This window comes from Ruegeria sp. AA3 (assembly GCF_056542905.1).
Genome location: NZ_JBQGAQ010000005.1, coordinates 156,627 through 176,632 on the forward strand (window position 1 = coordinate 156,627; position 20,006 = coordinate 176,632).

Here is a 20,006-nt window from a genome sequence, read left to right on the forward strand (position 1 = left end):
CCAAAAATCAAGCAGAGAAAAGGTCTTTTTGAGACTTAGGCCCGCTTTGGCGCGGTGGCGGACGCCTGCGGGTCGAATTGCTCAAACCCAGGTGTTCCGCAATCTTCCGGATGGCGGACAAGATGTTTGGCCTTGATCTGCTCGGAATTGTCTCGGCTACTATCATGGCTGTAGCCCGGAGGCGCAAAACAATAAGCTAATCGTTGGCGCAATGTCAGCCCAGGCTGGGTGGCATCCTTCCAAATTCCGACCCATTCATGAAACGCCACGCGCAGTGGATTGAAAGTGCCGATATTGTGTACGAGGCCATAGTCGACCTTGTCATCCTCTTGCTCGGGAACGAACGTGCCGAACAGCCTATCCCAGATGATGAACACACCGGCATAATTGCAATCCAGATAGCGTGCATTGCGTCCGTGATGGGCGCGGTGGTGGCTGGGGGTGTTCATCACGGCCTCGAACCAGCGGGGCATTTTGCCAATGGCTTCGGTGTGAATCCAGAACTGATAGATGAGGTTCAGGCCGCCGACAAACAGCACCATTGCGGGATGAAAGCCCAGCAGGATCAGCGGCGCACGCACCACCATCATGAAGGTAAACGTATAGGTCCAGGTCTGACGCAGCGCAGTGGTCAAATTATAGTGCTGCGAGCTGTGGTGGTTCACGTGGCTGGCCCAGACCCAGCGGATGCGGTGCCCGAACCGGTGCACCCAATAATAGCGCAGATCATCCAGCACAAAGCAGAGGATGATGACCGGGATCGAAGTGCCCAGGTTCAGCGGCGTGATTTGCCACAGCCACATGAAAAACGCATACGCGATGAAGCCCAGCAAAAAGCCTGAGGCAATGTTGCCCGCCCCCATGATCAACGAAGTCACGGCATCGCGCGTCTCATACCGACCGCCCTGACCTTTGACGGCGATCCATAGAAATTCCGCCAGAATGGCGGCGATGAAAAACGGTACGGCCCATTGCACCGCGTCGGGAAAGCTTACGTGATCAGTCATGCGGGTTCCATCAGATGTCGCCAGTGGCGGCACTCGGTTTCGTCGAGATGGATGAGTACGCGCGGAGTGCTGAAATCGTGAAATTGAACTTCAAACCCATCGGGATGGTCGATCCTGTCGAAGTCCAGCAGATGCCGGGCTACCGTGTCAGCCCCGAAGGACCACAGCAACCCGGCGCCTGTCTCGGTTCGTACAAGGGCGGCATGACCGTCATGGGCGACCGTGACATCAATGACTGTGTCATCAGGGAAGTGTCGAAGCCATTGGATTTGTGCGGTTTCAGGCGTCAGTAGGCGTAAACGAGATCTACCCGTCAGATGCAACAATAGCGCGATCCCGGCAATGCCGCCGACGACAAGTCCCAACAGAATTTCCAGCGGCATTCGATCCTCCTGCTGACAAACTGCAAGAGGTCGAATTGCCTGTCAAAGGTGGCGTGGCGTCAGCCGTGCTCTAGGCCGTCCAGAACTTCGTGTTGCACCACCCGTTCGACAAAGGGCACCAAACCCTCGGGGCCCGATGTGCGATCTTTTAGATGGATGCAGATATCGGGGCGGCGCGCGGCAATTATGCCGACCATTTCACCGCGTATGTTGTCGTCCAGACCGGCACCCATGATGGCGCAGGCGATGCGGGGTTCGGTGTCCAGTTGTCGCCGGACCTCATTCTGATCATGTGCGCCCAGCCATTGGATAGGCAAATGATCCAACTGCCGCGCAACGTCACCGATTACATTCGGCAAACGGCCGATCAGTAATACTACTGGCTTCATATGGCCTCCATTTCGCTGATCACAAACGAAAACCGGCCCAACGGGGCCGGTTTCAGTCTAACACAAAATGAAGCGGGCAGCTTTAGCTATTGGCCTCAACCAGAGTCGATATGATTGACTTCGCGCTTTCCGAGTTCCATTCCGCATCGCCGATCAGGCGCGCAATTTCCTGCCCTTCGGGGTTCAGAATGACGGTAATCGGCAGAGCGATGACACCGAATTCGCGTGCGGCGGCAGAGTTGGGGTCCTGATGGCGTGGCAGGTTGTCGATGCCGTTCTCGTCAAAGAACTTCTTGATCCCGGCAGGCGTGTTACGGCCAGTGGCCAAGGTCAGCACCTGGAACTTGTCGCCGCCAAATTCTTCCTGAAGCTCGGCAATCTGCGGCATTTCCTTGCGGCAGGGGGCGCACCATGTGGCCCAGAAGTTCACCAACACGTATTTGCCAGCATAGTCTTCCAGCGTGCCGACACCGCCATCGTCTTCCAACTGAAACTCGATGGTCTTGGCGGGTTTTGGTTCCTTATGCAGGATCAGCCGTTTCAACGTGCCATCGCGCAGCACGCCCAGAGTCTCGGCATCCGTTGCCAAAGCGGTGTTTGCACCCAGCGAAAGGGCCATATAAAGGGGGATCAGACGAAATAGGCGCATATCAACTCCGGGTTTTCTTACATGACCGATCAATCCTCGAACCAGATGTGGGGCGGCCGCTTTGCCGCCGGTCCAGACGCGATCATGGAGGCAATCAATGCCTCGATCGGGTTCGATCAGCGGATGGCAGCCCAGGACATCGCAGGCTCGCGCGCCCATGCCGCCATGCTGGCTGCCACAGGCGTTATTACTGATAGTGATGCGCAGGCAATTCGGGAAGGGCTGCTCACCGTTTTGTCAGAAATCCAGAACGGTACGTTTCAGTTTTCGACCGCGCTGGAAGACATTCATATGAATGTCGAGGCGCGGTTGAAAGAGGTGATCGGAGAGCCAGCAGGTCGTTTACACACGGGACGTAGCCGGAATGATCAGGTCGCGACCGATTTCAAACTGTGGGTCCGTGACCAACTGGACGCAGCGGAAACTGGCCTGCTGGCCCTGATCCGCGCGCTTTTGGCGCAGGCCGAAGCTGGTGCCGATTGGGTCATGCCGGGCTTTACCCATCTTCAAACCGCGCAGCCAGTGACCTGGGGCCACCATATGATGGCCTATGTCGAGATGTTTGGCCGCGACCTATCCCGCGTCCGCGATGCGCGTGCGCGGATGAACGAGTCCCCCTTGGGCGCTGCTGCGCTGGCCGGGACGTCGTTCCTGATCGACCGGCACATGACGGCCGAAGCGCTGGGCTTTGATCGCCCCGCAGCCAACTCGCTTGATGCTGTCAGCGACCGCGATTTCGCGCTGGAGTTCCTGTCGACAGCTTCGATCTGTGCGGTCCACCTGTCGCGTTTCGCCGAGGAACTGGTGATCTGGTCTTCGGCCCAATTCCGTTTTGTCACTTTATCCGACCGGTTCTCGACCGGCTCGTCAATCATGCCGCAGAAAAAGAACCCCGATGCCGCGGAATTGATCCGCGCCAAAGTGGGTCGCATTTACGGCGCCAATACAGCGTTGATGATGGTGATGAAGGGCTTGCCGCTGGCCTATTCCAAGGACATGCAGGAAGACAAGGAACAGGTCTTTGATGCCGCCGACAACTGGATGCTGGCGCTTGCCGCAATGGAAGGGATGGTCAAGGACATGACCGCCAACCGCGACAGCCTTGCAGCTGCTGCAGGGTCCGGTTTCTCAACTGCAACCGATCTGGCCGACTGGCTTGTCCGTGTGCTAGGCCTGCCGTTCCGCGATGCGCACCATGTAACCGGTTCGCTGGTTGCCATGGCCGAAAGCAAAGGCTGCGACCTGCCTGACTTGACGCTTGAGGACATGCAGTCGGTTCATGCTGACATCACTGATGATGTCTATTCTGTTCTTACGGTCGAAAATTCGGTAAACTCGCGCCAGTCCTATGGAGGCACCGCACCGGATCAGGTGCGAGCCCAGATCAAGCGATGGAAGGCGTTGGTGTAATGCATATACGACGCGTGGTGCTGTTGATTGCGGTTGCAGCGGCTCTGGCTGGCTGCGGCGCTGATGGCGAACCCATCCAACCCACCATGAGCGCAAGTGTTGGCGTTGGCAGCAGCGGCACTTATGGCGGTGTCGGGGTTGGTGTGCGTCGCGGTGGTCTGGGCGTATTTCTGGGGCTCTGAGGCATTGCCATTCGTATTTGTCATTCCCATGTGAGCAGAACAACCGGCTGCACGCTGCTCCTCTGGACGTAAGGTGGCAACATGAAATTCTTTGGCCTGATCTTGGCACTTGTCGTTCTTGCAGCTTGCGACCCGGCATACAAACCACAACCCAAACCTGAGTCCGAAGCCCGCTCGACAGGAATTTCGGTATCTGGATATGCGCGGATCGGTGCATCGAAGACCTTCTAGATAGCGATGGGATTTCTGCAGATGGCTGGAATCATTTGATCCACATGCCTCTTTTGGTCTAAGCGCGCGGTATGGATCATTTTCTCTACCGCGACGGCGCGCTTTTCGCCGAGGATGTGCCAATCTCCGAAATCGCAGCCGCGGTCGGAACCCCGTTTTATGTTTATTCGACGGCTACTTTGCTGCGGCATTTCAAGCTGTTCGATGACGCGCTTGAGGGCACCGACCACCTTGTCTGCTACGCGATGAAAGCGGCCAGCAATCAGGCAATCCTGAAGACGCTGGCTCAGGCAGGTGCGGGGATGGATGTGGTTTCTGGCGGAGAATACCGGCGTGCCAAGGCTGCAGGCGTGCCCGGCGACAAGATTGTATTCTCGGGCGTTGGCAAAACTGCAGATGAGATTCGCACGGCATTGACTGGCGGAATTCGGCAATTCAACGTCGAATCCGAGCCTGAAATGCAGGTGATCAATGCGGTCGCGCTAGAATTGGGCGTGAATGCGCCGATCACCGTTCGGGTGAACCCGGATGTCGATGCCAAGACCCATGCCAAGATTGCTACTGGAAAGTCCGAGAATAAGTTTGGCATCCCGATCTCGCGCGCCTCCGAGGTTTATGCGTTGGCTGCAAGCCTGCCGGGCCTCGAAGTGATCGGGATCGACGTCCATATCGGCTCGCAACTGACCGAATTGGAGCCGTTCGAGTTGGCATACAACAAGGTCGCGGAACTCACTGAGCGCTTGCGCTTCGAAGGGCACAATATTCGGCGCCTTGATCTTGGGGGTGGATTGGGCATTCCCTATACGCGTTCCAATGACGCGCCGCCTTTGCCAGTTGAACATGGCGCGATGATCAAGAAAACGCTGGGCCATCTGGGCTGTGAGATCGAGATCGAGCCCGGCCGACTGATTGCGGGTAATGCGGGTCTGATGGTGTCCAAGGTCATCTACGTCAAATCCGGTGAAGACCGCGATTTCCTGATCCTTGACGGGGCGATGAACGACCTGATCCGCCCCGCTATGTATGAAGCGCATCATGATATAGTCGCCGTCGACGAACCTGCTGCAGGGGTCGAACAAAGGCCCTATGACATTGTCGGTCCTGTTTGCGAATCCGGCGATACATTTGCCAAGCAGCGCAACATGCCGCCGCTGAAATCAGGTGATCTGATCGCTTTCCGCAGCGCGGGGGCCTATGGCGCGGTCATGTCCAGCGAGTACAATACGCGCCCCCTGATCCCTGAAGTTCTGGTGAACGGGGATCAATTTGCCGTAATTCGTGAACGCCCAAGCTTTGACGAAATCATAAACCGCGATACCATACCAGAGTGGCTCTGACGCGATAGGCGCGCGGGCCGGATCAGGAGGCCCGCCTTGCGCGAGAACCAGACCCTGCCGATTCCAAGACTGTCCCTGTGGCTGACGCATGGGGGCATGCTGGCCGAGCAGGTGATGCGCGCCTTCTGGCCGCTATTTTCTATTCTCATGGCGCTGCTGGCGGCCCTGATGCTGGGGCTGCACGATCTTGTGCCCATCGAAACCGTTTGGATTTCTGCGGCTGCCGGATTGGTTGCGTTGATTGCGACCGCGATCTTGGGGATCAGGCGGTTTCACCTGCCAACCCGGTCTGAGGCGTTGGTTCGGCTGGATGAGACCCTGCCCGGTCGCCCGATTCAGGCATTGATGGATGATCAGGCAATCGGTGCGATGGATGCGGAATCGGTGGCACTGTGGCAAGCACACCAGGCGCGCATGGCAGACCGTGCTTCAAATGCCGATCCGGTGAAACCCGATTTGCGGCTGGCCTCTCGCGATCCCTATGCGCTTCGCTATGCTGCATTGTTGGCGCTCGTCGTTGCAGCTCTGTTTGGTTCGTTCTGGCGGATTGGCTCGGTGGCGGACATGACGCCGGGGACCGCTCAGGCGGGGCAGGGCCCGACCTGGGAAGGCTGGGTTGAACCGCCACGTTATACGGGCTTGCCGACACTTTACCTTGCTGATCAAACTGATCCAATACTTACGGTGCCCAAAGGCAGCCGCATCACGCTGCGGTTCTACGGGGAGATTGGTGCACACAGCCTGACCGAGACGACGACGCCGCCTGGAACCGAGGCCGCAACCGAGCCGGAGCAGGACTTTGTCGCCGATCGCTCGGGCCAGTTGCGGATCGAAGGTCCGGCTGGGCGCGATTGGGCGCTGGACATACTCGCGGACACAAAACCACAGATCGAGGTGGCGGGCGCTGCTGAGGCCGAAGCTGGCGGACAGATGAAACTACCGTTCGCGGCGTCCGACGACTATGGCATCATTTCAGGCACGGCTCGGATCGAGTTGAATCTGCCTGCTGTGAATCGCGAATTTGGCCTGGCAACTGAACCGGAGCCGCGCGAAATCATCACGGTTGAGCTTCCGATGCCGATCACCGGCGACAGGACGGATTTTACCGAAGACCTGATCGAAGATTTCTCGCAGCACCCCTGGGCGCATTTGCCGGTGAAAATTACCCTCTTGGCCGTTGATGCGGCAGATCAGGAATCGGTGGCCGAACCTTATTTTGCCGATCTGCCTGCCCGGCGTTTCTTTGATCCATTGGCTGCTGCGGTCGCTGAACAACGGCGCGATTTACTCTGGTCGCGCGACAATTCACTGCGCGTTGCACAATTGTTGCGTGCCGTCTCGCATCTGCCCGAAGATTTGTTCCGCTCGGACACCGCCTACTTGCGCCTGAGGGTGATCTTGCGTCGGTTGGAAACCTTTGATCGGCACGGTGCGCTAAACCTCAAACAGCAGGAAGAGATCGCGCAGGCGCTATGGGATCTCGCTGTTCTGATCGAGGACGGAACACTGGCTGACGCTTTGGAGCGGATGCGCCGCGCGCAAGAGCGTTTGACCGAAGCAATGCAGAACGGTGCCAGCGATGAGGAAATCGCTGAGTTGATGCAAGAGCTGCGCGAAGCAACGCAGGATTATATGCGACAGCTTCAGCGCCTCGCCCAAGAAAACGGCGAAGATGGTCAGAACCAACAAGGCCAGAACGGCGAAACGCTGCAGATGACGCAAGATGACCTGCAGCGGATGATGGATCGCATTCAGGAGCTGATGGAACAGGGCCGCATGGCCGAAGCGCAGCAGGCGCTGGAAGAGTTCCAACAGATGATGGAAAACATGCGCGTCACACAAGGGCAAGGCCAGGGTGGCCAATCCGAAGGTCAGCAGGCCATGGAGGGGCTGGCGGAAACTCTGCGGGAACAGCAAGGGTTGAGCGATCAGGCCTTCAGAGATCTACAGGAACAGTTCAATCCAGGAGCCCAATCCGGCGAAAGTCAGGGCAATGAAGGCAGCAGCGGCGGGCTCGGGCGTGGACAAAGCCACGAAGGTCAGGGCGGCCAGGGTCAGGATCAGGCAGGTGAGGGGCAGCAAGGTCAGGGATCTCTGGCGGATCGGCAACAAGCGCTGCGAGATGAACTGGGACGGCAGGAACAAAGCCTGCCGGGTGGCGGCACGCCTGAAGGTGATGCCGCACGTGAGGCGCTGGGCCGTGCAGGGCGAGCGATGGACGAGGCCGAAGACGCCTTGCGCAGCGATGATCTGGCCGAGGCGATCGACCGGCAGTCCGAAGCGATGGAAGCGCTGCGCGAGGGGATGCGATCACTGGGTGAGGCCATGGCGCAGAACCAGCAAAACCAGCCGGGGCAGGGTACGGAAGCGGGTGATATGCAAGCCAACAACCGCGACCCGTTGGGCCGCGCGCCGGGATCGGCAGGGTCGATCTCGACCGATGATAACCTGTTGCAGGGCGAAGACGTCTATCGCCGAGCGCGCGAGCTGCTGGATGAAATCCGTCGCCGCACTGGCGAACAGGATCGGCCTCAGATTGAGCTGGAGTACCTCAAGCGCTTGCTCGAAAGGTTTTAGTTCTGTCCTGCGCCACCTGTCTGTGATTCTAACCACAAACGCGCCTGATCGACCATTGATACATAAGATTTCAGCACCGGATCAGCTTGCGGTACCGCTTCGCTGATCTGGCTAGCATTGCCATAGATCAGAAACAGAATAACGCCGATGATCAGTATCAGCGCGAAGCCACGTAAAAATCCACCGGATTTGCGAGTCGGTGCATCTGTTTCAGCCTCGTCCGAGCCGAGATCGCTGCGCAGGCCGGAATTGATTGCCTCAACATCAGGTAGCTCATCGCGCTGACCTGCATCGGCTGCTGATTCAGTGGCGGAAGGTCGATTGGGTTTGACCTTTGGCTCTTCGGGTGGGTCAAGGGCCAGATCAGGCTGGCTTTCTAGACTACTGCCTTCACGCTCTCGCAGATCAGCCTCGCGCGCGGCTTCTTCCTTTAGGATGTTAGAAACCGCGGGATCTATGTTGCTGGCGCTCTCATCATGAGACGCTTCAGCCGCTGTTTTGACCTCTTCAGGATCTGGCGAGTCTAATTCCTGCGTTGCCTCGGCCTCTGTTTCGACGGTGGCAGGGTGTTTTTCCTGAAACCAGGTCTTTTCGCAATTGGAGCATTGCACTTCGCGCCCGTCTTCTGGGATCACCTCGTCCGGGACTTCGTACTGGGCGCTGCAATTCGGACACGTTAAACGCATTCTGCCTCCTGGCCTTCAAGGCTGGCCTGATAATAGTTTTTTCAGGGATGATATTCCGTTAAGACCCAACAGCAAAGCGTGTTTTCGGTTTCGCGGGCCAAGTGTCGCCAATTGGCCCCGCCCGAGGCATTGAATCCAGCGCTGCGCTCGGGCAAGAGGTGAGCAGAACAATGGGGGCAGGCGTGATCGAGCTGGACAATATCAGCTATACCTACGGCGGCGGCGAATTGCTGAGCGATGTTTCGCTGCAGTTGCAGCCGGGTTCGTTCCACTTTCTGACCGGCCCATCTGGTGCAGGCAAAACCACATTGCTGAAACTCTGCTATGGCGCGTTGCTGCCAACCTCGGGCAAGTTGACGGCCTTTGGCGAAGATATCGCCAGCATGGACCGTGACCAGATGGCGCTGCTGCGCCGTCGGATCGGCGTGGTGCATCAGGATTGCCGCTTTCTGGATCACATGACGCTGGCCGAAAATGTCGCGCTGCCGCTTATGGTCTCGGGGCGCTCAGAAAATGGACAGCAAGACGACCTGACCGAGCTGCTGAGCTGGGTCGGACTTGGAAGCAGACTCGAAGCACACCCGCCCGAATTGTCGGGTGGGGAACGCCAGCGTGCCGCCTTGGCCCGCGCGGTCATTTTGTCGCCTGACGTGGTGCTTGCGGATGAGCCTACCGGCAACGTGGATTGGGAGATGTCTCAACGTCTGCTGCGCCTGCTGATCGAACTGAACCGGATGGGTAAAACCGTGCTGATCGCCACCCATGACCTAAGCCTGATCCGGGCCGCCAAAAGCCAGGTGCAGGCGCGTGTACTGCGCATCGCGCAGCGTCGGGTGCAGCTTGCGGGGGCGGATCTATGAGCAAGGGCACGATCCGCAATCTGCTGCGCCGTGACACCCGTTCTGATCGCGTTGTGCCGCCCACTGGTTTCACTGCTCAGCTGACCCTGTTTGTCTCGGGCGCGATGGCATTTCTCGCAGTATTTGCACTGGCCCTGTCGCTGGCCTCGGGCCGGGTGGCAGATCGCTGGGCCTCGGAACTGGCCGGGGCTGCGACCTTGCGGATCAATGCCCCTGCAGATCAACGCGCGGCACAGACCAAGGCAGCTTTGAACGTTCTCCAGCAAACGCCAGGGGTCGCTTCGGCTCGGGCGTTGACAGGCGAAGAACAGGCCACACTGCTGTCGCCCTGGTTCGGACCGGACTTGCCTCTGGACACATTGCCAATTCCGCAACTGATCGAGATCATCGAAGGTGAACCCGGCCTGGATGCGGCTGGTCTGCGCCTGAGATTGGGGGCAGAAGTGCCGGGCGCGGTGCTGGATGATCACACCCGCTGGCGCGAGCCATTGGTTGATGCGGCCAATTCACTGCGGCGTCTGGGCTGGATTTCGATCCTGCTGATCGGTGGCGCGACCGCCGCCATGATCACCCTTGCCGCCAACGCCTCACTTGCCGCCAACGCGCAGATTATCGAGGTACTGCGTCAGGTCGGCGCGCGGGATCGGTTCATCGCCAGAGCTTTTGTGCGGCGCTTTACCTTCCGCGCGCTTTTCGGGGCGGCGGTTGGAACCCTGTTAGGTATGTCTGGTGTTTTACTGCTACCCGAGGCCTCGGATACTGGTGGATTTCTTACAGGGCTTGGGTTTCAAGGGATTGGATGGCTACTGCCGGTGCTGATACCAGTGTTGGGGGCCGCCGTTGCATTTCTGGCCACATGGTCGGCAGCACAGCGCAAGTTAAAGGAGCTTTCGTGATGTTCATGGCCATTCAATGGGTCCGGTCGCTGATCTTCATGATCACTATCTACGCCTGGATGCTGGTCCTCGGGATCATCTTTGCCCCCTATGCGCTGTTTGCCAAAAGTGGCGCTTTGCGCGCCTGTAAGACCTATGCGCGGACGACCAAATGGTTGGCCCGCTGGATGGTTGGCATTCGTTGTGAAGTGCGCGGAGAGGTGCCTTATGGTGAGGTTGTGATCGGCGCCAAGCACCAGTCGTTTCTGGACATCATCATAATCTTCGACGCCATCCCGCACGGCAAATTCATCATGAAGCGCGAGCTTTTGTGGACGCCGGTCATTGGCATGTATGCGCGCCGTCTGGGCTGTATCCCGGTCAATCGCGGCAAACGAGGGGCGGCGGTGGCTAAGATGGTCAAAGATGTTGCGCGCGAGTTCAGCGAACCCGGACAGTTGGTGATCTACCCGCAGGGAACGCGCGTCGCGCCGGGTGTGCACAAGCCCTACAAGGTCGGAACGGCGGTTCTGTATGAAGGCCTCGGGTTCCCGTGCGTGCCCGTTGCCACCAATGCGGGCGTCTTCTGGCCCAGAACCGGTGTCATGCGCAAGCCGGGTAACGCGATTGTCGATTTCCTTAATCCAATCGAGCCCGGCGTCGCACGAAATGACTTTCTTGAGCGGCTGGAAAACGTGATCGAGACTCGGTCGAACGAATTGATGCAGGAAGTGGGATTTGATCCGGATGGAGTTCATTAAGGACATCGCTACGCTCGAGGCGCTCTACGGGACGCCCGGTGCGCCATCTATACGCAAGGTGGCGCGGCAAATTACTCCGCTCTATCGCAAGTGGATCATGGCCTCGCGCCTGTGCATTCTTAGCACCGTCGGCCCCGAAGGTGTCGATGGCAGCCCGCGCGGAGACGACGGATCAGTCGTATTGGAACTGAATCCGGGCACTTTGGCCCTGCCGGATTGGCGAGGAAACAACCGTCTGGATTCACTGCGAAACATCGTTCAGGACCCCCGAGTGTCGCTGATGTTTTTGGTGCCCGGCTCGAACAACGTGGTTCGGGTAAATGGGAATGCTCAGTTGACCGATGACGACGACCTGCGCGCCCGTTTCGAGAAAAACGGAAAGCGCCCTGCGACCGTGATTTTGATTGAGTTATCCGAGGTCTACACCCAATGCGCCCGCGCCCTGATCCGAGCCGGAACCTGGAGCGGTCGCGATGAAACCGATGGCCTTCCGAGTGTTGGCGAGATTCTGTCTGAAATGACATCGGGTGAAGAGGGCGGCGCACAATATGATCAGGAATGGGGTGCCCGCGCCGCAAAGACTATGTGGTAGCAGCTTTGCCGCATAGTAACTTCAAAGCGCGGCGGCTCCCATTCTGGCCACTTTGCCGATCCAACGTTCAACGCTTCCGGGTTTCGGATAGCTTGCGCTGGCAAAATAGGTAAAGCGGGTAGGCTTGAACCCAACAAAGCCTAGAACCTGATCGCGAAGCTGCCGCAGCAGCGCCTGCCGATAGATTATACGCATGAACCAGCCTGGCGTATCTGACGTCAGGATCACCCTTGCGGTGCGTCCGCTCAGCATCGGTGCTGGCAAACCGATCATTGTTGTGTTCCGCGTATCGAACGTCCGTCCTGGGATGAATGTCCGGTCGATCAGGCCCTTCAGCTTGGCTGGCAGACCGCCCCACCACATCGGTGTCGTCAGGACCAGGTGCTCGCTCCACTCGATGTCCTGCAATACCTGTTCAAGCACGGGCTCAAGCGGTTTGAAATCTTCATAATTTCCCTGACCAAAGTCGTGATCGAACTGCAGATCACTCAGATGCACCATGCGAACCTCGTGACCTTTGGCAATGGCTGCGTCTGCATAGGTTTGTGCAAAGGTGCGCGACAGGCTGCTTTCGGCAGGGTGCCCATTGAGGACGAGTATCTTCTTAGCTGGCATTGCGAATCTCCTAAAATTGACCGTGGTCACTTTGTAAGCGCAGAAAATGACCGCGGTCAATAATAAATTTGACCATGGTCAAAAAATATGCAAACAAGCACTATGCAGAGACCAATTCAAAAACGAACTCTTAAAACCCGAGCACGCCTGATCTCAGCCGCCGAGGACGTGATTCAGAAGGGCGGGTACGAAGCTCTGCGCGTGGAAGAGGTGGTTCAGGCTGCAGGCGTGGCCAAGGGGACATTCTTTGCGCATTTTCGCGACAAAGACGCGCTAATGGAAATCCTGCTGGCGGAAAAACTGAATGCCTGCCTTGATCAGGCAGAGGCCGGAAAGCCCCCAAAATCAGTGCCACAAATCATCGCGGCCCTAGAGCCCGTGCACAACTTCATGACGGTTGAACGCTATGTATTCGACCTGCTCATCAGGTATTCCGGCGCAACGGCAATAGCCGAGATTGGTCCAATCGCATATTTCTTTGAACGATACTTCCGTGTCGTGATGATGTGGCTCGAAGATGCGAATGTTCGCCAGGACGTTCCTTCGGAGCTTTTGGCCGAAGGAGTGCAGGCATTTGCAATTCAGGCCATGTCGCTAAAGTTCTGTGCGCTGCATGCCTCAAAAAGCTTCAGCGAAAGGCTTAAGGTTTATCTTGAGGCGTGGTTGACCCCGGCGAGATAACCACCGGGGTCGTTTATTCAGCTATGAATTGGTCCGTCACCACAGGCTAGAGCGGCCTCGCGCACCGCTTCGGAATAGGTCGGGTGCGCATGGCAGGTCAGGGCTAGATCTTCGGCCGAGGCGCCGAACTCCATCGCCACGCAGACCTCGTGGATCAGGTCGCCGGCCGCAGGGCCGATGATATGTGCGCCCAGAATGCGATCAGTATCTTTGTCTGCCAGAATCTTGACGAATCCGTCGGCCGCAAAATTTGCCTTGGCTCGGCCATTGCCCATGAACATGAACTTGCCGACCTTGTAGGCGCGGCCCTGTTCCTTGAGTGTCGCTTCGGTCTCACCCACATTGGCCACCTCGGGCCAGGTGTAGATGACCCCCGGAATGACGCCATAGTTTACGTGACCGTGTTTGCCAGCGACCTGTTCAGCTGCGGCCATGCCCTCGTCTTCAGCCTTGTGCGCCAGCATTGGGCCTTCGGTCACGTCGCCGATGGCGTAGATACCCGGCACATTGGTCTGCCAATCGGCCCCAACCTTGATCTGGCCGCGCGGGGTCATCTCGATGCCCAGAGCGTCCAGCCCCAGACCATCCGAGTACGGCTTGCGCCCGGTTGCCACCAGCACGGTATCGGCGTCGATCACATGCTCACTGTCGTCTTTGAGCAGCTTGTAGGTCACCTTGGCCTTGGTCTTGGTCGCCTCGGTCTTTTGCACGGCAGCGCCCATGACGAATTTCAAGCCCTGTTTCTTCAGGATGCGCTGGAAGGTCTTCTGCACCTCCGGGTCCATGCCCGGCGTGATTTCCTTGAGGAATTCGATTACCGTCACCTCGGCGCCCAAACGACTGTAGACCGAACCCAGCTCAAGCCCGATCACACCGGCACCGATCACAATCATTTTCTTGGGAACTTTGCCCAGAGACAGCGCTCCGGTCGAAGTCACTACGACCTTTTCGTCAACCTCGACGCCGGGCAGCGCCGACGGCTCAGAGCCCGACGCGATGATGATGTTCTTGGCCTCATGCACCTCATCGCCAACCTTGACCTTGCCCGCAGCGGGGATCGAGCCCCAACCTTTCAGCCAATCGATCTTGTTCTTCTTGAACAAGAACTCGATGCCCTTGGTGTTGCCATCGATGACTTCATCCTTATAGGCCTGCATCTGCTTCCAATCGACCGAAGGCGATTTCCCCTTCAGACCCATCTTGGCAAAGTTATGTTCAGCTTCGTGCAACTGGTGACTGGCATGCAGCAAAGCTTTCGAGGGGATGCAGCCCACGTTAAGGCATGTCCCGCCCAGCGTCTCGCGCCCTTCGACCACAGCGGTCTTTAGACCCAGTTGAGCGCAGCGAATTGCGCAGACATAGCCGCCGGGCCCGGCGCCGATTACGATGACGTCATAATTTGCCATTACATTCTCCTAAATCGACCGGTCGCCCGGTACTTCCCCGACCCGATTTCGTGGGTCAGAAATATCTTTTGTCAAACGGGTTCCAGCAGCTTGATCGAGATATGCGCAATCCCACCACGCTCGTGATGCATCGCCAGTTCCTCGGACCCGAAAAAGGCACGGGCCTTGTCTAGGTTCACGACCTCGAACATTGCAATCGCATGGTCCTTCTGATCGGGATCACGCCAGACATGCAGGTCGCGGATACCCGCGGCCTTACGCATCGGCATATCCTCGCGGAACACTTTTAGCCAGGCGTCGAAATCGGCCACATCGGCCTGCCAGAGTACATGTGTTGCCATCTTATAGATCCATCAACAGGCGGCGTGGGTCTTCAAGCGCTTCTTTCACGCGAACCAGGAAGGTCACCGCACCCTTGCCGTCAACAATACGGTGGTCATAGGACAGAGCCAGATACATCATCGGGCGGATCTTGATCTCGCCATTGATGACCATCGGGCGGTCCTGAATCTTGTGCATTCCCAGAATACCTGATTGCGGCGGGTTCAGGATCGGTGAAGACATCAACGAGCCATAGACGCCACCGTTCGAGATCGTGAACGTACCGCCCTGCATTTCAGCCATCGAAAGCTTGCCGTCGCGGGCGCGCTTGCCCTTTTCAGCAATGGCTTTCTCGATCGCTGCGAAGGACATGCTGTCGGCGTCGCGGATCACCGGAACCACCAGTCCCTGAGGCGTACCAGCGGCGACGCCCATATGCACAAAGTTCTTGTAGACGATGTCATTGCCGTCGATCTCGGCATTCACTTCGGGCACTTCTTTCAGCGCATGACAGCAGGCCTTGGTGAAGAAGGACATAAAGCCCAGACGCACGCCGTGCTTTTTCTCGAACTGGTCTTTGTATTGATTACGCAGGGCCATCACCTCGGTCATGTCCACCTCGTTATAGGTGGTCAGGATGGCCGCTGTGTTCTGCGCGTCCTTCAGGCGCTTGGCGATGGTCTGGCGCAGACGGGTCATGCGCACGCGCTCTTCGCGGCTTGCATCCTCGGCAGCCACAGGAGCGCGTGGAGCTTGGGCAGCGGGGGCGGGCGCAGCCGCCGTAGGCGCTGGGGCTGTAGCTGCTGCAGCAACTGCCTTTGCCACGTCTTCTTTCATGATACGCCCATCGCGACCGGTGCCGGTGACCTGATCGGCGGTCAGACCGGCTTCGGCCATCGCTTTCTCAGCTGATGGTGCGTTGGCCACGTCTTTACCTGTGCTGGCTGCAGTCGGAGCGGCAGCGGCCGCAACCGGAGCGCTTGCCACACCTGCGGTCGAGCCCGAGATCACCGCCAGCTTGGCAGACGCATCGACCGTGCTGCCTTCGGGCGCAACGATCTCAGCCAGAACGCCTGCCGCCGGGGCCGGAACTTCGACCGAGACCTTGTCGGTTTCCAGCTCGCACAGCATTTCGTCCTGCGCGACGTTGTCACCAACCTGTTTGAACCATGTCGAAACAGTTGCCTCGGTCACGGATTCGCCCAGCGTCGGCACCATGACGTCCACGCTGCCACCTGCCGCAGCCGGCGCTGCTGCAGCTGGGGCCGGGGCCGCCGCTGCCGGAGCAGGCGCTGCCCCTTCGCCAGCGGTGATGGTGGCCAGCAATGCATCGACACCCACCGTCTCACCTTCGGTAGCGACAATCTCGCCCATCACACCTGCGGTAGGCGAGGGCACTTCGACCGTCACCTTGTCAGTTTCCAGCTCACACAGCATTTCATCAACTGCAACGGCGTCGCCGGGTTTCTTGAACCATGTCGCAACGGTGGCTTCGGTGACAGACTCGCCCAGCGTGGGAACACGAACTTCAATCGTCATCGTTTACTTTCCTTCAATGCTCAGCGCTTCGTTCACCAGCGCTTCTTGTTGGGCTTTGTGTTGGCTGGCCAGACCCGTTGCAGGCGAGGCCGAGGTTGCGCGACCGGCATAGACCGGACGGGTGTGTTTTGCGCCAATGCGGGTCAGAACCCATTCGATATTGGGTTCGATAAAGGTCCAGGCCCCCTGGTTCTTGGGCTCTTCCTGACACCAGACCATCTCGGCACCTTTGAAACGCTCAAGTTCGTTGATCAGCGAATGCGCAGGGAAGGGATAGTATTGCTCGATTCGCATCAGGTAGATGTCATCGATGCCGCGCGCATCGCGTTCTTCCAGCAAGTCAAAGTAAACCTTGCCCGAACACATCACCACACGCTTGATCTTGTCATCCGCCACCAGCTTGGTGTCTGAATTTCCCTTCTGCGCGTCATCCCACAGCACCCGGTGGAAGCTGGAGCCTGTGGTGAAGTCATCCGCCGTGCTGACCGCCAGTTTATGACGCAGCAGCGACTTTGGCGTCACCAGGATCAGAGGCTTGCGGAAAGTCCGGTGCAACTGACGGCGCAGGATGTGGAAATAGTTCGCGGGCGTTGTACAGTTCGCCACGATCCAGTTGTCCTGACCGCACATCTGCAGGAACCGTTCCAGGCGCGCGGATGAGTGTTCCGGGCCCTGCCCCTCGAAACCATGCGGCAGCAGCGTGACCAAACCGGACATCCGCAGCCACTTGCTCTCACCCGAGCTGATGAACTGATCGAACATGATCTGCGCCCCGTTGGCGAAGTCGCCAAACTGTGCTTCCCAAAGGACCAGCGCGTTTGGCTCGGCCAGAGAGTATCCGTACTCGAAACCCAAGACCGCATACTCGCTGAGCATCGAGTCAATCACGTCATAATGAGATTGACCCTTGCGGATGTTGTTCAGCGGGTAGTAGCGCTCTTCGGTTTCCTGATGGACAAATCCGGAATGGCGTTGGCTGAATGTACCTCGCGTCGCGTCCTGTCCGGCCAGACGCACTGGGTAGCCCTCGGTCAGCAGCGAGCCAAACGCCAGAGCCTCGCCAGTTGCCCAGTCAAATCCGGTCCCGTTTTCGAACATCTGTTTCTTGTGTTCCAGCAATCGTCCGACGGTTTTATGCATCGCAAAACCTTCGGGTGCTGTGGTCAGGGCGGTCCCGATCTCGGCCAGCGTATCCGCTGAGATCGCGGTTTCGCCGCGCATGTATTCTTCTTTGTTCTTGTCCAGATGCGACCAGCGCCCATCCAGCCAATCGGCTTTGTTGGGCTTATAGTCTCTCCCGGCGTCGAACTCTTCGTTCAGATGGGCCTGAAAGGCGGCCTTCATATCCTCGATCTCGCCTTCGGGGATCAGGCCGTCTTTGACCAGACGTTCCGTGTACAGCGACAGCGTAGTCTTATGCGTCTTGATTTTCTTGTACATGATTGGGTTGGTGAACATGGGCTCATCGCCCTCGTTATGACCAAACCGGCGGTAGCAGAAGATATCAAGCACCACGTCCTTGTGGAACTTCTGACGGAATTCGGTCGCCACCTTGGCGGCATGCACCACCGCCTCGGGGTCGTCACCGTTCACATGGAAGATCGGCGCTTCAACCATCAGCGCGATATCCGTCGGATAAGGGCTGGAGCGCGAGAAATGCGGTGCGGTGGTAAAGCCGATCTGGTTGTTCACCACAATATGCATGGTGCCGCCGGTCTTGTGCCCTTTCAGACCCGACAGGCCGAACCCTTCAGCCACCACACCTTGTCCGGCAAAGGCCGCATCGCCGTGCAGCAGAATGCCCATCACCTTGGTGCGGTCTTCGTCGTTCAGCTGATCCTGCTTGGCGCGGACCTTGCCCAGAACCACCGGGTTCACTGCCTCAAGGTGCGAGGGGTTGGCGGTCAGCGATAGGTGCACTGAGTTGCCGTCAAACTCCCGGTCACTGGAGGCGCCGAGGTGATACTTTACGTCACCCGATCCATCCACATCCTCAGGCTTGAAGCTGCCGCCCTGGAATTCATTGAATATGGCGCGATAGGGTTTGCCCATCACATTGGCCAAAATGTTCAGACGCCCCCGGTGTGGCATCCCGATGACGATGTCCTGCAATCCCAGCGCACCGCCGCGCTTGATGATCTGTTCCATTGCAGGGATCAGGCTTTCACCACCGTCTAAACCGAACCGCTTGGTGCCCATGTACTTGACATGCAGAAATTTCTCGAAGCCCTCGGCCTGGACCATCTTATTCAGGATCGCCTTGCGGCCCTCTTTGGTGAAGGCGATTTCCTTGCCGTACCCTTCGATCCTTTCCTTCAGCCAAGCGGCCTCTTCAGGGTTCGAGATATGCATATATTGCAGCGCGAAGGTGCCACAGTAAGTCCGCTTCACGATCTCGACGATCTGGCGCATGCTGGCCATCTGCAGGCCCAGAACATTGTCGATAAAGATCGGGCGGTCCATATCCGCATCGGTAAAGCCGTAGGTCTTTGGATCCAGTTCAGGATGCGTGCTTGCGGCGCGCATCCCCAGCGGATCCAGATCAGCGGCCAGATGTCCCCGGATGCGATAGGCCCGGATCAGCATCAGCGCCCGCAAACTGTCCAGCACCGCGCGCTTGATCTGGTCGTCGCTGACCTCAACGCCCTTGGTCGCGGCCTTGTCCTTGATCTTCTTGCCCGCCGCCTTGGCATCGATCTCGGCCCATTCCCCAGTCAACGCACCCGTCAGATCATCCGCTGGCATCGGAGGCCAATCACTGCGCGCCCAGGATGGCCCCTCGGCCTCGCGCTGCACATCCGGCGCATCGTCGCCCATGGCCTTGAAAAACTCGACCCAGGCTGCGTCGACCGCGCCGGGGTTCTTGGTGTACTGGGCATAAAGCTGCTCCAGATATTCGGCATTATGCCCCTGCATGAAGCTGGAGGCATGAAAGGCTGAGTTGGGCGAGTGTTCGGTCATTGGGCTACCTCATATGGGTTGGGACCGTATTGGTTGGTGCCTGGTTCGCTGGGGCGGGTAAGCCACCACAGAACCAGGAGGGGCGACACGATGAGAACCAACAGTGTCGGAATGACGATAAGAAGTGTTGCGCGGGTGAACAGGATATCCAACGTGCCGCCATGGAACTGGTTGGCGAGGCCGATGCCAAAGATCAGAACGGCCAGCGCACCGAGGATCAGCAAGATCGGCAACAACGCATAAAGCCCACTCCGCCCAGTATCATGCATCCGCCGCCACGCGACAGCCAGATGCGGGAAAAAGACGATCAGGCTGACGATGCTCTGCACCGGGCCTGTCGAGGTGGCCGTAACGGATTTGGTAGTCTCCGTTTCGGTCACTGCGACCTGAGTGAAGAACTGCCAGTCAATGATCCCGGCAATAATGCTCCAGATCACGATGAACAGGAAAAAAAACCAGTATTCGGGCCGCGAGGCACGGCCCGAAAAGGTGAAAAACTTGGAGAAACAGGTTTTAATGGCTTCGCCGAAAGTCATGTTTACCG

Annotated in this window: 21 protein-coding genes; 10 read left to right on the top strand and 11 right to left on the bottom strand. The window is 58.1% G+C overall.

What is annotated here, in order from left to right; all coding sequences use genetic code 11:
* Positions 1–35: 35 nt before the first annotated feature.
* The 4 genes from ACR0JR_RS10920 to ACR0JR_RS10935 all read right to left on the bottom strand — a co-directional run bounded on the left by ACR0JR_RS10920 (position 36) and on the right by ACR0JR_RS10935 (position 2,428).
* A complete protein-coding gene (locus ACR0JR_RS10920; RefSeq protein WP_480456160.1) occupies positions 36–1,007 on the bottom strand; it encodes a sterol desaturase family protein in 972 nt (323 codons plus the stop codon).
* Positions 1,004–1,390, bottom strand: coding sequence for a hypothetical protein (locus ACR0JR_RS10925; protein ID WP_170474180.1), 387 nt, complete (start codon positions 1,388–1,390; stop codon positions 1,004–1,006). Before ACR0JR_RS10925 ends, ACR0JR_RS10920 begins: the two co-directional genes overlap by 4 nt.
* Before the next feature lie 59 nt (positions 1,391–1,449).
* Entirely contained in the window at positions 1,450–1,779 is a 330-nt protein-coding gene (locus ACR0JR_RS10930; RefSeq protein ID WP_170474183.1) for a hypothetical protein, read from the bottom strand.
* An 82-nt stretch (positions 1,780–1,861) separates the two neighbouring features.
* Positions 1,862–2,428 carry a TlpA disulfide reductase family protein gene (locus ACR0JR_RS10935; protein ID WP_480456161.1) on the bottom strand — a complete coding sequence of 189 codons (567 nt, stop codon included), beginning with the start codon at positions 2,426–2,428 and terminating at the stop codon, positions 1,862–1,864.
* A 21-nt stretch (positions 2,429–2,449) separates the two neighbouring features.
* Here ACR0JR_RS10935 and argH point away from each other — a divergent pair, with 21 nt between their 5' ends.
* The 5 genes from argH to ACR0JR_RS10960 all read left to right on the top strand — a co-directional run bounded on the left by argH (position 2,450) and on the right by ACR0JR_RS10960 (position 8,165).
* On the top strand, positions 2,450–3,838 hold the full coding sequence (gene argH, locus ACR0JR_RS10940; RefSeq protein WP_480456162.1) for an argininosuccinate lyase: 1,389 nt from the start codon (positions 2,450–2,452) through the stop codon (positions 3,836–3,838).
* On the top strand, positions 3,838–4,020 hold the full coding sequence (locus ACR0JR_RS10945) for a hypothetical protein (protein WP_010443668.1): 183 nt from the start codon (positions 3,838–3,840) through the stop codon (positions 4,018–4,020). Before argH ends, ACR0JR_RS10945 begins: the two co-directional genes overlap by 1 nt.
* 81 nt (positions 4,021–4,101) lie before the next feature.
* Positions 4,102–4,251 (top strand): hypothetical protein, encoded by a 150-nt coding sequence (locus ACR0JR_RS10950; protein WP_480456163.1) that lies wholly within the window; start codon positions 4,102–4,104, stop codon positions 4,249–4,251.
* A gap of 71 nt (positions 4,252–4,322) precedes the next feature.
* Positions 4,323–5,588: a diaminopimelate decarboxylase gene (gene lysA / locus ACR0JR_RS10955; protein WP_480456165.1), complete on the top strand. Its 1,266-nt coding sequence runs from the start codon at positions 4,323–4,325 to the stop codon at positions 5,586–5,588.
* 96 nt (positions 5,589–5,684) lie between these two features.
* Positions 5,685–8,165 carry a TIGR02302 family protein gene (locus ACR0JR_RS10960; protein ID WP_480456279.1) on the top strand — a complete coding sequence of 827 codons (2,481 nt, stop codon included), beginning with the start codon at positions 5,685–5,687 and terminating at the stop codon, positions 8,163–8,165.
* Here the strand turns inward: ACR0JR_RS10960 and ACR0JR_RS10965 are convergent.
* Positions 8,162–8,851, bottom strand: coding sequence for a zinc-ribbon domain-containing protein (locus tag ACR0JR_RS10965; RefSeq protein WP_480456166.1), 690 nt, complete (start codon positions 8,849–8,851; stop codon positions 8,162–8,164). The two genes, ACR0JR_RS10960 and ACR0JR_RS10965, sit on opposite strands and share 4 nt — an antisense overlap.
* Positions 8,852–9,033: 182 nt before the next feature.
* Here ACR0JR_RS10965 and ACR0JR_RS10970 point away from each other — a divergent pair, with 182 nt between their 5' ends.
* The 4 genes from ACR0JR_RS10970 to ACR0JR_RS10985 are packed head-to-tail and all read left to right on the top strand — an operon-like array spanning position 9,034 to position 11,939.
* On the top strand, positions 9,034–9,711 hold the full coding sequence (locus tag ACR0JR_RS10970) for a cell division ATP-binding protein FtsE (RefSeq protein ID WP_480456280.1): 678 nt from the start codon (positions 9,034–9,036) through the stop codon (positions 9,709–9,711).
* Positions 9,708–10,607, top strand: a complete 900-nt coding sequence (locus ACR0JR_RS10975; RefSeq protein WP_480456167.1) for a cell division protein FtsX — start codon at positions 9,708–9,710, stop codon at positions 10,605–10,607. Before ACR0JR_RS10970 ends, ACR0JR_RS10975 begins: the two co-directional genes overlap by 4 nt.
* Entirely contained in the window at positions 10,607–11,347 is a 741-nt protein-coding gene (locus tag ACR0JR_RS10980) for a lysophospholipid acyltransferase family protein (protein WP_480456168.1), read from the top strand. Before ACR0JR_RS10975 ends, ACR0JR_RS10980 begins: the two co-directional genes overlap by 1 nt.
* Positions 11,334–11,939 (top strand): pyridoxamine 5'-phosphate oxidase family protein, encoded by a 606-nt coding sequence (locus tag ACR0JR_RS10985; RefSeq protein WP_480456169.1) that lies wholly within the window; start codon positions 11,334–11,336, stop codon positions 11,937–11,939. The genes ACR0JR_RS10980 and ACR0JR_RS10985 overlap by 14 nt, the downstream gene beginning before the upstream one ends.
* Before the next feature lie 21 nt (positions 11,940–11,960).
* Here the strand turns inward: ACR0JR_RS10985 and ACR0JR_RS10990 are convergent, their stop codons facing one another.
* Positions 11,961–12,554, bottom strand: coding sequence for an NAD(P)H-dependent oxidoreductase (locus ACR0JR_RS10990; protein ID WP_480456171.1), 594 nt, complete (start codon positions 12,552–12,554; stop codon positions 11,961–11,963).
* 102 nt (positions 12,555–12,656) lie between these two features.
* Here ACR0JR_RS10990 and ACR0JR_RS10995 point away from each other — a divergent pair, with 102 nt between their 5' ends.
* Positions 12,657–13,235, top strand: a complete 579-nt coding sequence (locus tag ACR0JR_RS10995) for a TetR/AcrR family transcriptional regulator (RefSeq protein WP_170781239.1) — start codon at positions 12,657–12,659, stop codon at positions 13,233–13,235.
* Positions 13,236–13,252: 17 nt separating this feature from the next.
* On the opposite strand, the gene lpdA is transcribed toward ACR0JR_RS10995, so the two are convergent.
* From lpdA to ACR0JR_RS11020, 5 genes are all read right to left on the bottom strand, one after another.
* Entirely contained in the window at positions 13,253–14,641 is a 1,389-nt protein-coding gene (gene lpdA / locus ACR0JR_RS11000) for a dihydrolipoyl dehydrogenase (RefSeq protein ID WP_170474220.1), read from the bottom strand.
* A gap of 71 nt (positions 14,642–14,712) precedes the next feature.
* Positions 14,713–14,982, bottom strand: a complete 270-nt coding sequence (locus ACR0JR_RS11005) for a hypothetical protein (RefSeq protein WP_010443693.1) — start codon at positions 14,980–14,982, stop codon at positions 14,713–14,715.
* Between the two features lies 1 nt (position 14,983).
* Positions 14,984–16,501 carry a 2-oxoglutarate dehydrogenase complex dihydrolipoyllysine-residue succinyltransferase gene (gene odhB, locus ACR0JR_RS11010; RefSeq protein ID WP_480456172.1) on the bottom strand — a complete coding sequence of 506 codons (1,518 nt, stop codon included), beginning with the start codon at positions 16,499–16,501 and terminating at the stop codon, positions 14,984–14,986.
* Positions 16,502–16,504: 3 nt separating this feature from the next.
* On the bottom strand, positions 16,505–19,462 hold the full coding sequence (locus tag ACR0JR_RS11015) for a 2-oxoglutarate dehydrogenase E1 component (protein WP_480456173.1): 2,958 nt from the start codon (positions 19,460–19,462) through the stop codon (positions 16,505–16,507).
* Entirely contained in the window at positions 19,459–19,998 is a 540-nt protein-coding gene (locus tag ACR0JR_RS11020; RefSeq protein WP_480456174.1) for a DUF805 domain-containing protein, read from the bottom strand. The genes ACR0JR_RS11015 and ACR0JR_RS11020 overlap by 4 nt, the downstream gene beginning before the upstream one ends.
* Between the last annotated feature and the right edge of the window lie 8 nt (positions 19,999–20,006).

What these genes read in the sequence shown, in the direction of transcription:
- ACR0JR_RS10920 (WP_480456160.1), bottom strand. Translation starts at nt 1,007, where the DNA reads ATGACTGATCACGTAAGCTTTCCCGACGCGGTGCAATGGGCCGTACCG.
- ACR0JR_RS10925 (WP_170474180.1), bottom strand. Translation starts at nt 1,390, where the DNA reads ATGCCGCTGGAAATTCTGTTGGGACTTGTCGTCGGCGGCATTGCCGGG.
- ACR0JR_RS10930 (WP_170474183.1), bottom strand. Translation starts at nt 1,779, where the DNA reads ATGAAGCCAGTAGTATTACTGATCGGCCGTTTGCCGAATGTAATCGGT.
- ACR0JR_RS10935 (WP_480456161.1), bottom strand. Translation starts at nt 2,428, where the DNA reads ATGCGCCTATTTCGTCTGATCCCCCTTTATATGGCCCTTTCGCTGGGT.
- argH (WP_480456162.1), top strand. Translation starts at nt 2,450, where the DNA reads ATGACCGATCAATCCTCGAACCAGATGTGGGGCGGCCGCTTTGCCGCC.
- ACR0JR_RS10945 (WP_010443668.1), top strand. Translation starts at nt 3,838, where the DNA reads ATGCATATACGACGCGTGGTGCTGTTGATTGCGGTTGCAGCGGCTCTG.
- ACR0JR_RS10950 (WP_480456163.1), top strand. Translation starts at nt 4,102, where the DNA reads ATGAAATTCTTTGGCCTGATCTTGGCACTTGTCGTTCTTGCAGCTTGC.
- lysA (WP_480456165.1), top strand. Translation starts at nt 4,323, where the DNA reads ATGGATCATTTTCTCTACCGCGACGGCGCGCTTTTCGCCGAGGATGTG.
- ACR0JR_RS10960 (WP_480456279.1), top strand. Translation starts at nt 5,685, where the DNA reads ATGCTGGCCGAGCAGGTGATGCGCGCCTTCTGGCCGCTATTTTCTATT.
- ACR0JR_RS10965 (WP_480456166.1), bottom strand. Translation starts at nt 8,851, where the DNA reads ATGCGTTTAACGTGTCCGAATTGCAGCGCCCAGTACGAAGTCCCGGAC.
- ACR0JR_RS10975 (WP_480456167.1), top strand. Translation starts at nt 9,708, where the DNA reads ATGAGCAAGGGCACGATCCGCAATCTGCTGCGCCGTGACACCCGTTCT.
- ACR0JR_RS10980 (WP_480456168.1), top strand. Translation starts at nt 10,607, where the DNA reads ATGTTCATGGCCATTCAATGGGTCCGGTCGCTGATCTTCATGATCACT.
- ACR0JR_RS10985 (WP_480456169.1), top strand. Translation starts at nt 11,334, where the DNA reads ATGGAGTTCATTAAGGACATCGCTACGCTCGAGGCGCTCTACGGGACG.
- ACR0JR_RS10990 (WP_480456171.1), bottom strand. Translation starts at nt 12,554, where the DNA reads ATGCCAGCTAAGAAGATACTCGTCCTCAATGGGCACCCTGCCGAAAGC.
- ACR0JR_RS10995 (WP_170781239.1), top strand. Translation starts at nt 12,657, where the DNA reads ATGCAGAGACCAATTCAAAAACGAACTCTTAAAACCCGAGCACGCCTG.
- lpdA (WP_170474220.1), bottom strand. Translation starts at nt 14,641, where the DNA reads ATGGCAAATTATGACGTCATCGTAATCGGCGCCGGGCCCGGCGGCTAT.
- ACR0JR_RS11005 (WP_010443693.1), bottom strand. Translation starts at nt 14,982, where the DNA reads ATGGCAACACATGTACTCTGGCAGGCCGATGTGGCCGATTTCGACGCC.
- odhB (WP_480456172.1), bottom strand. Translation starts at nt 16,501, where the DNA reads ATGACGATTGAAGTTCGTGTTCCCACGCTGGGCGAGTCTGTCACCGAA.
- ACR0JR_RS11015 (WP_480456173.1), bottom strand. Translation starts at nt 19,462, where the DNA reads ATGACCGAACACTCGCCCAACTCAGCCTTTCATGCCTCCAGCTTCATG.
- ACR0JR_RS11020 (WP_480456174.1), bottom strand. Translation starts at nt 19,998, where the DNA reads ATGACTTTCGGCGAAGCCATTAAAACCTGTTTCTCCAAGTTTTTCACC.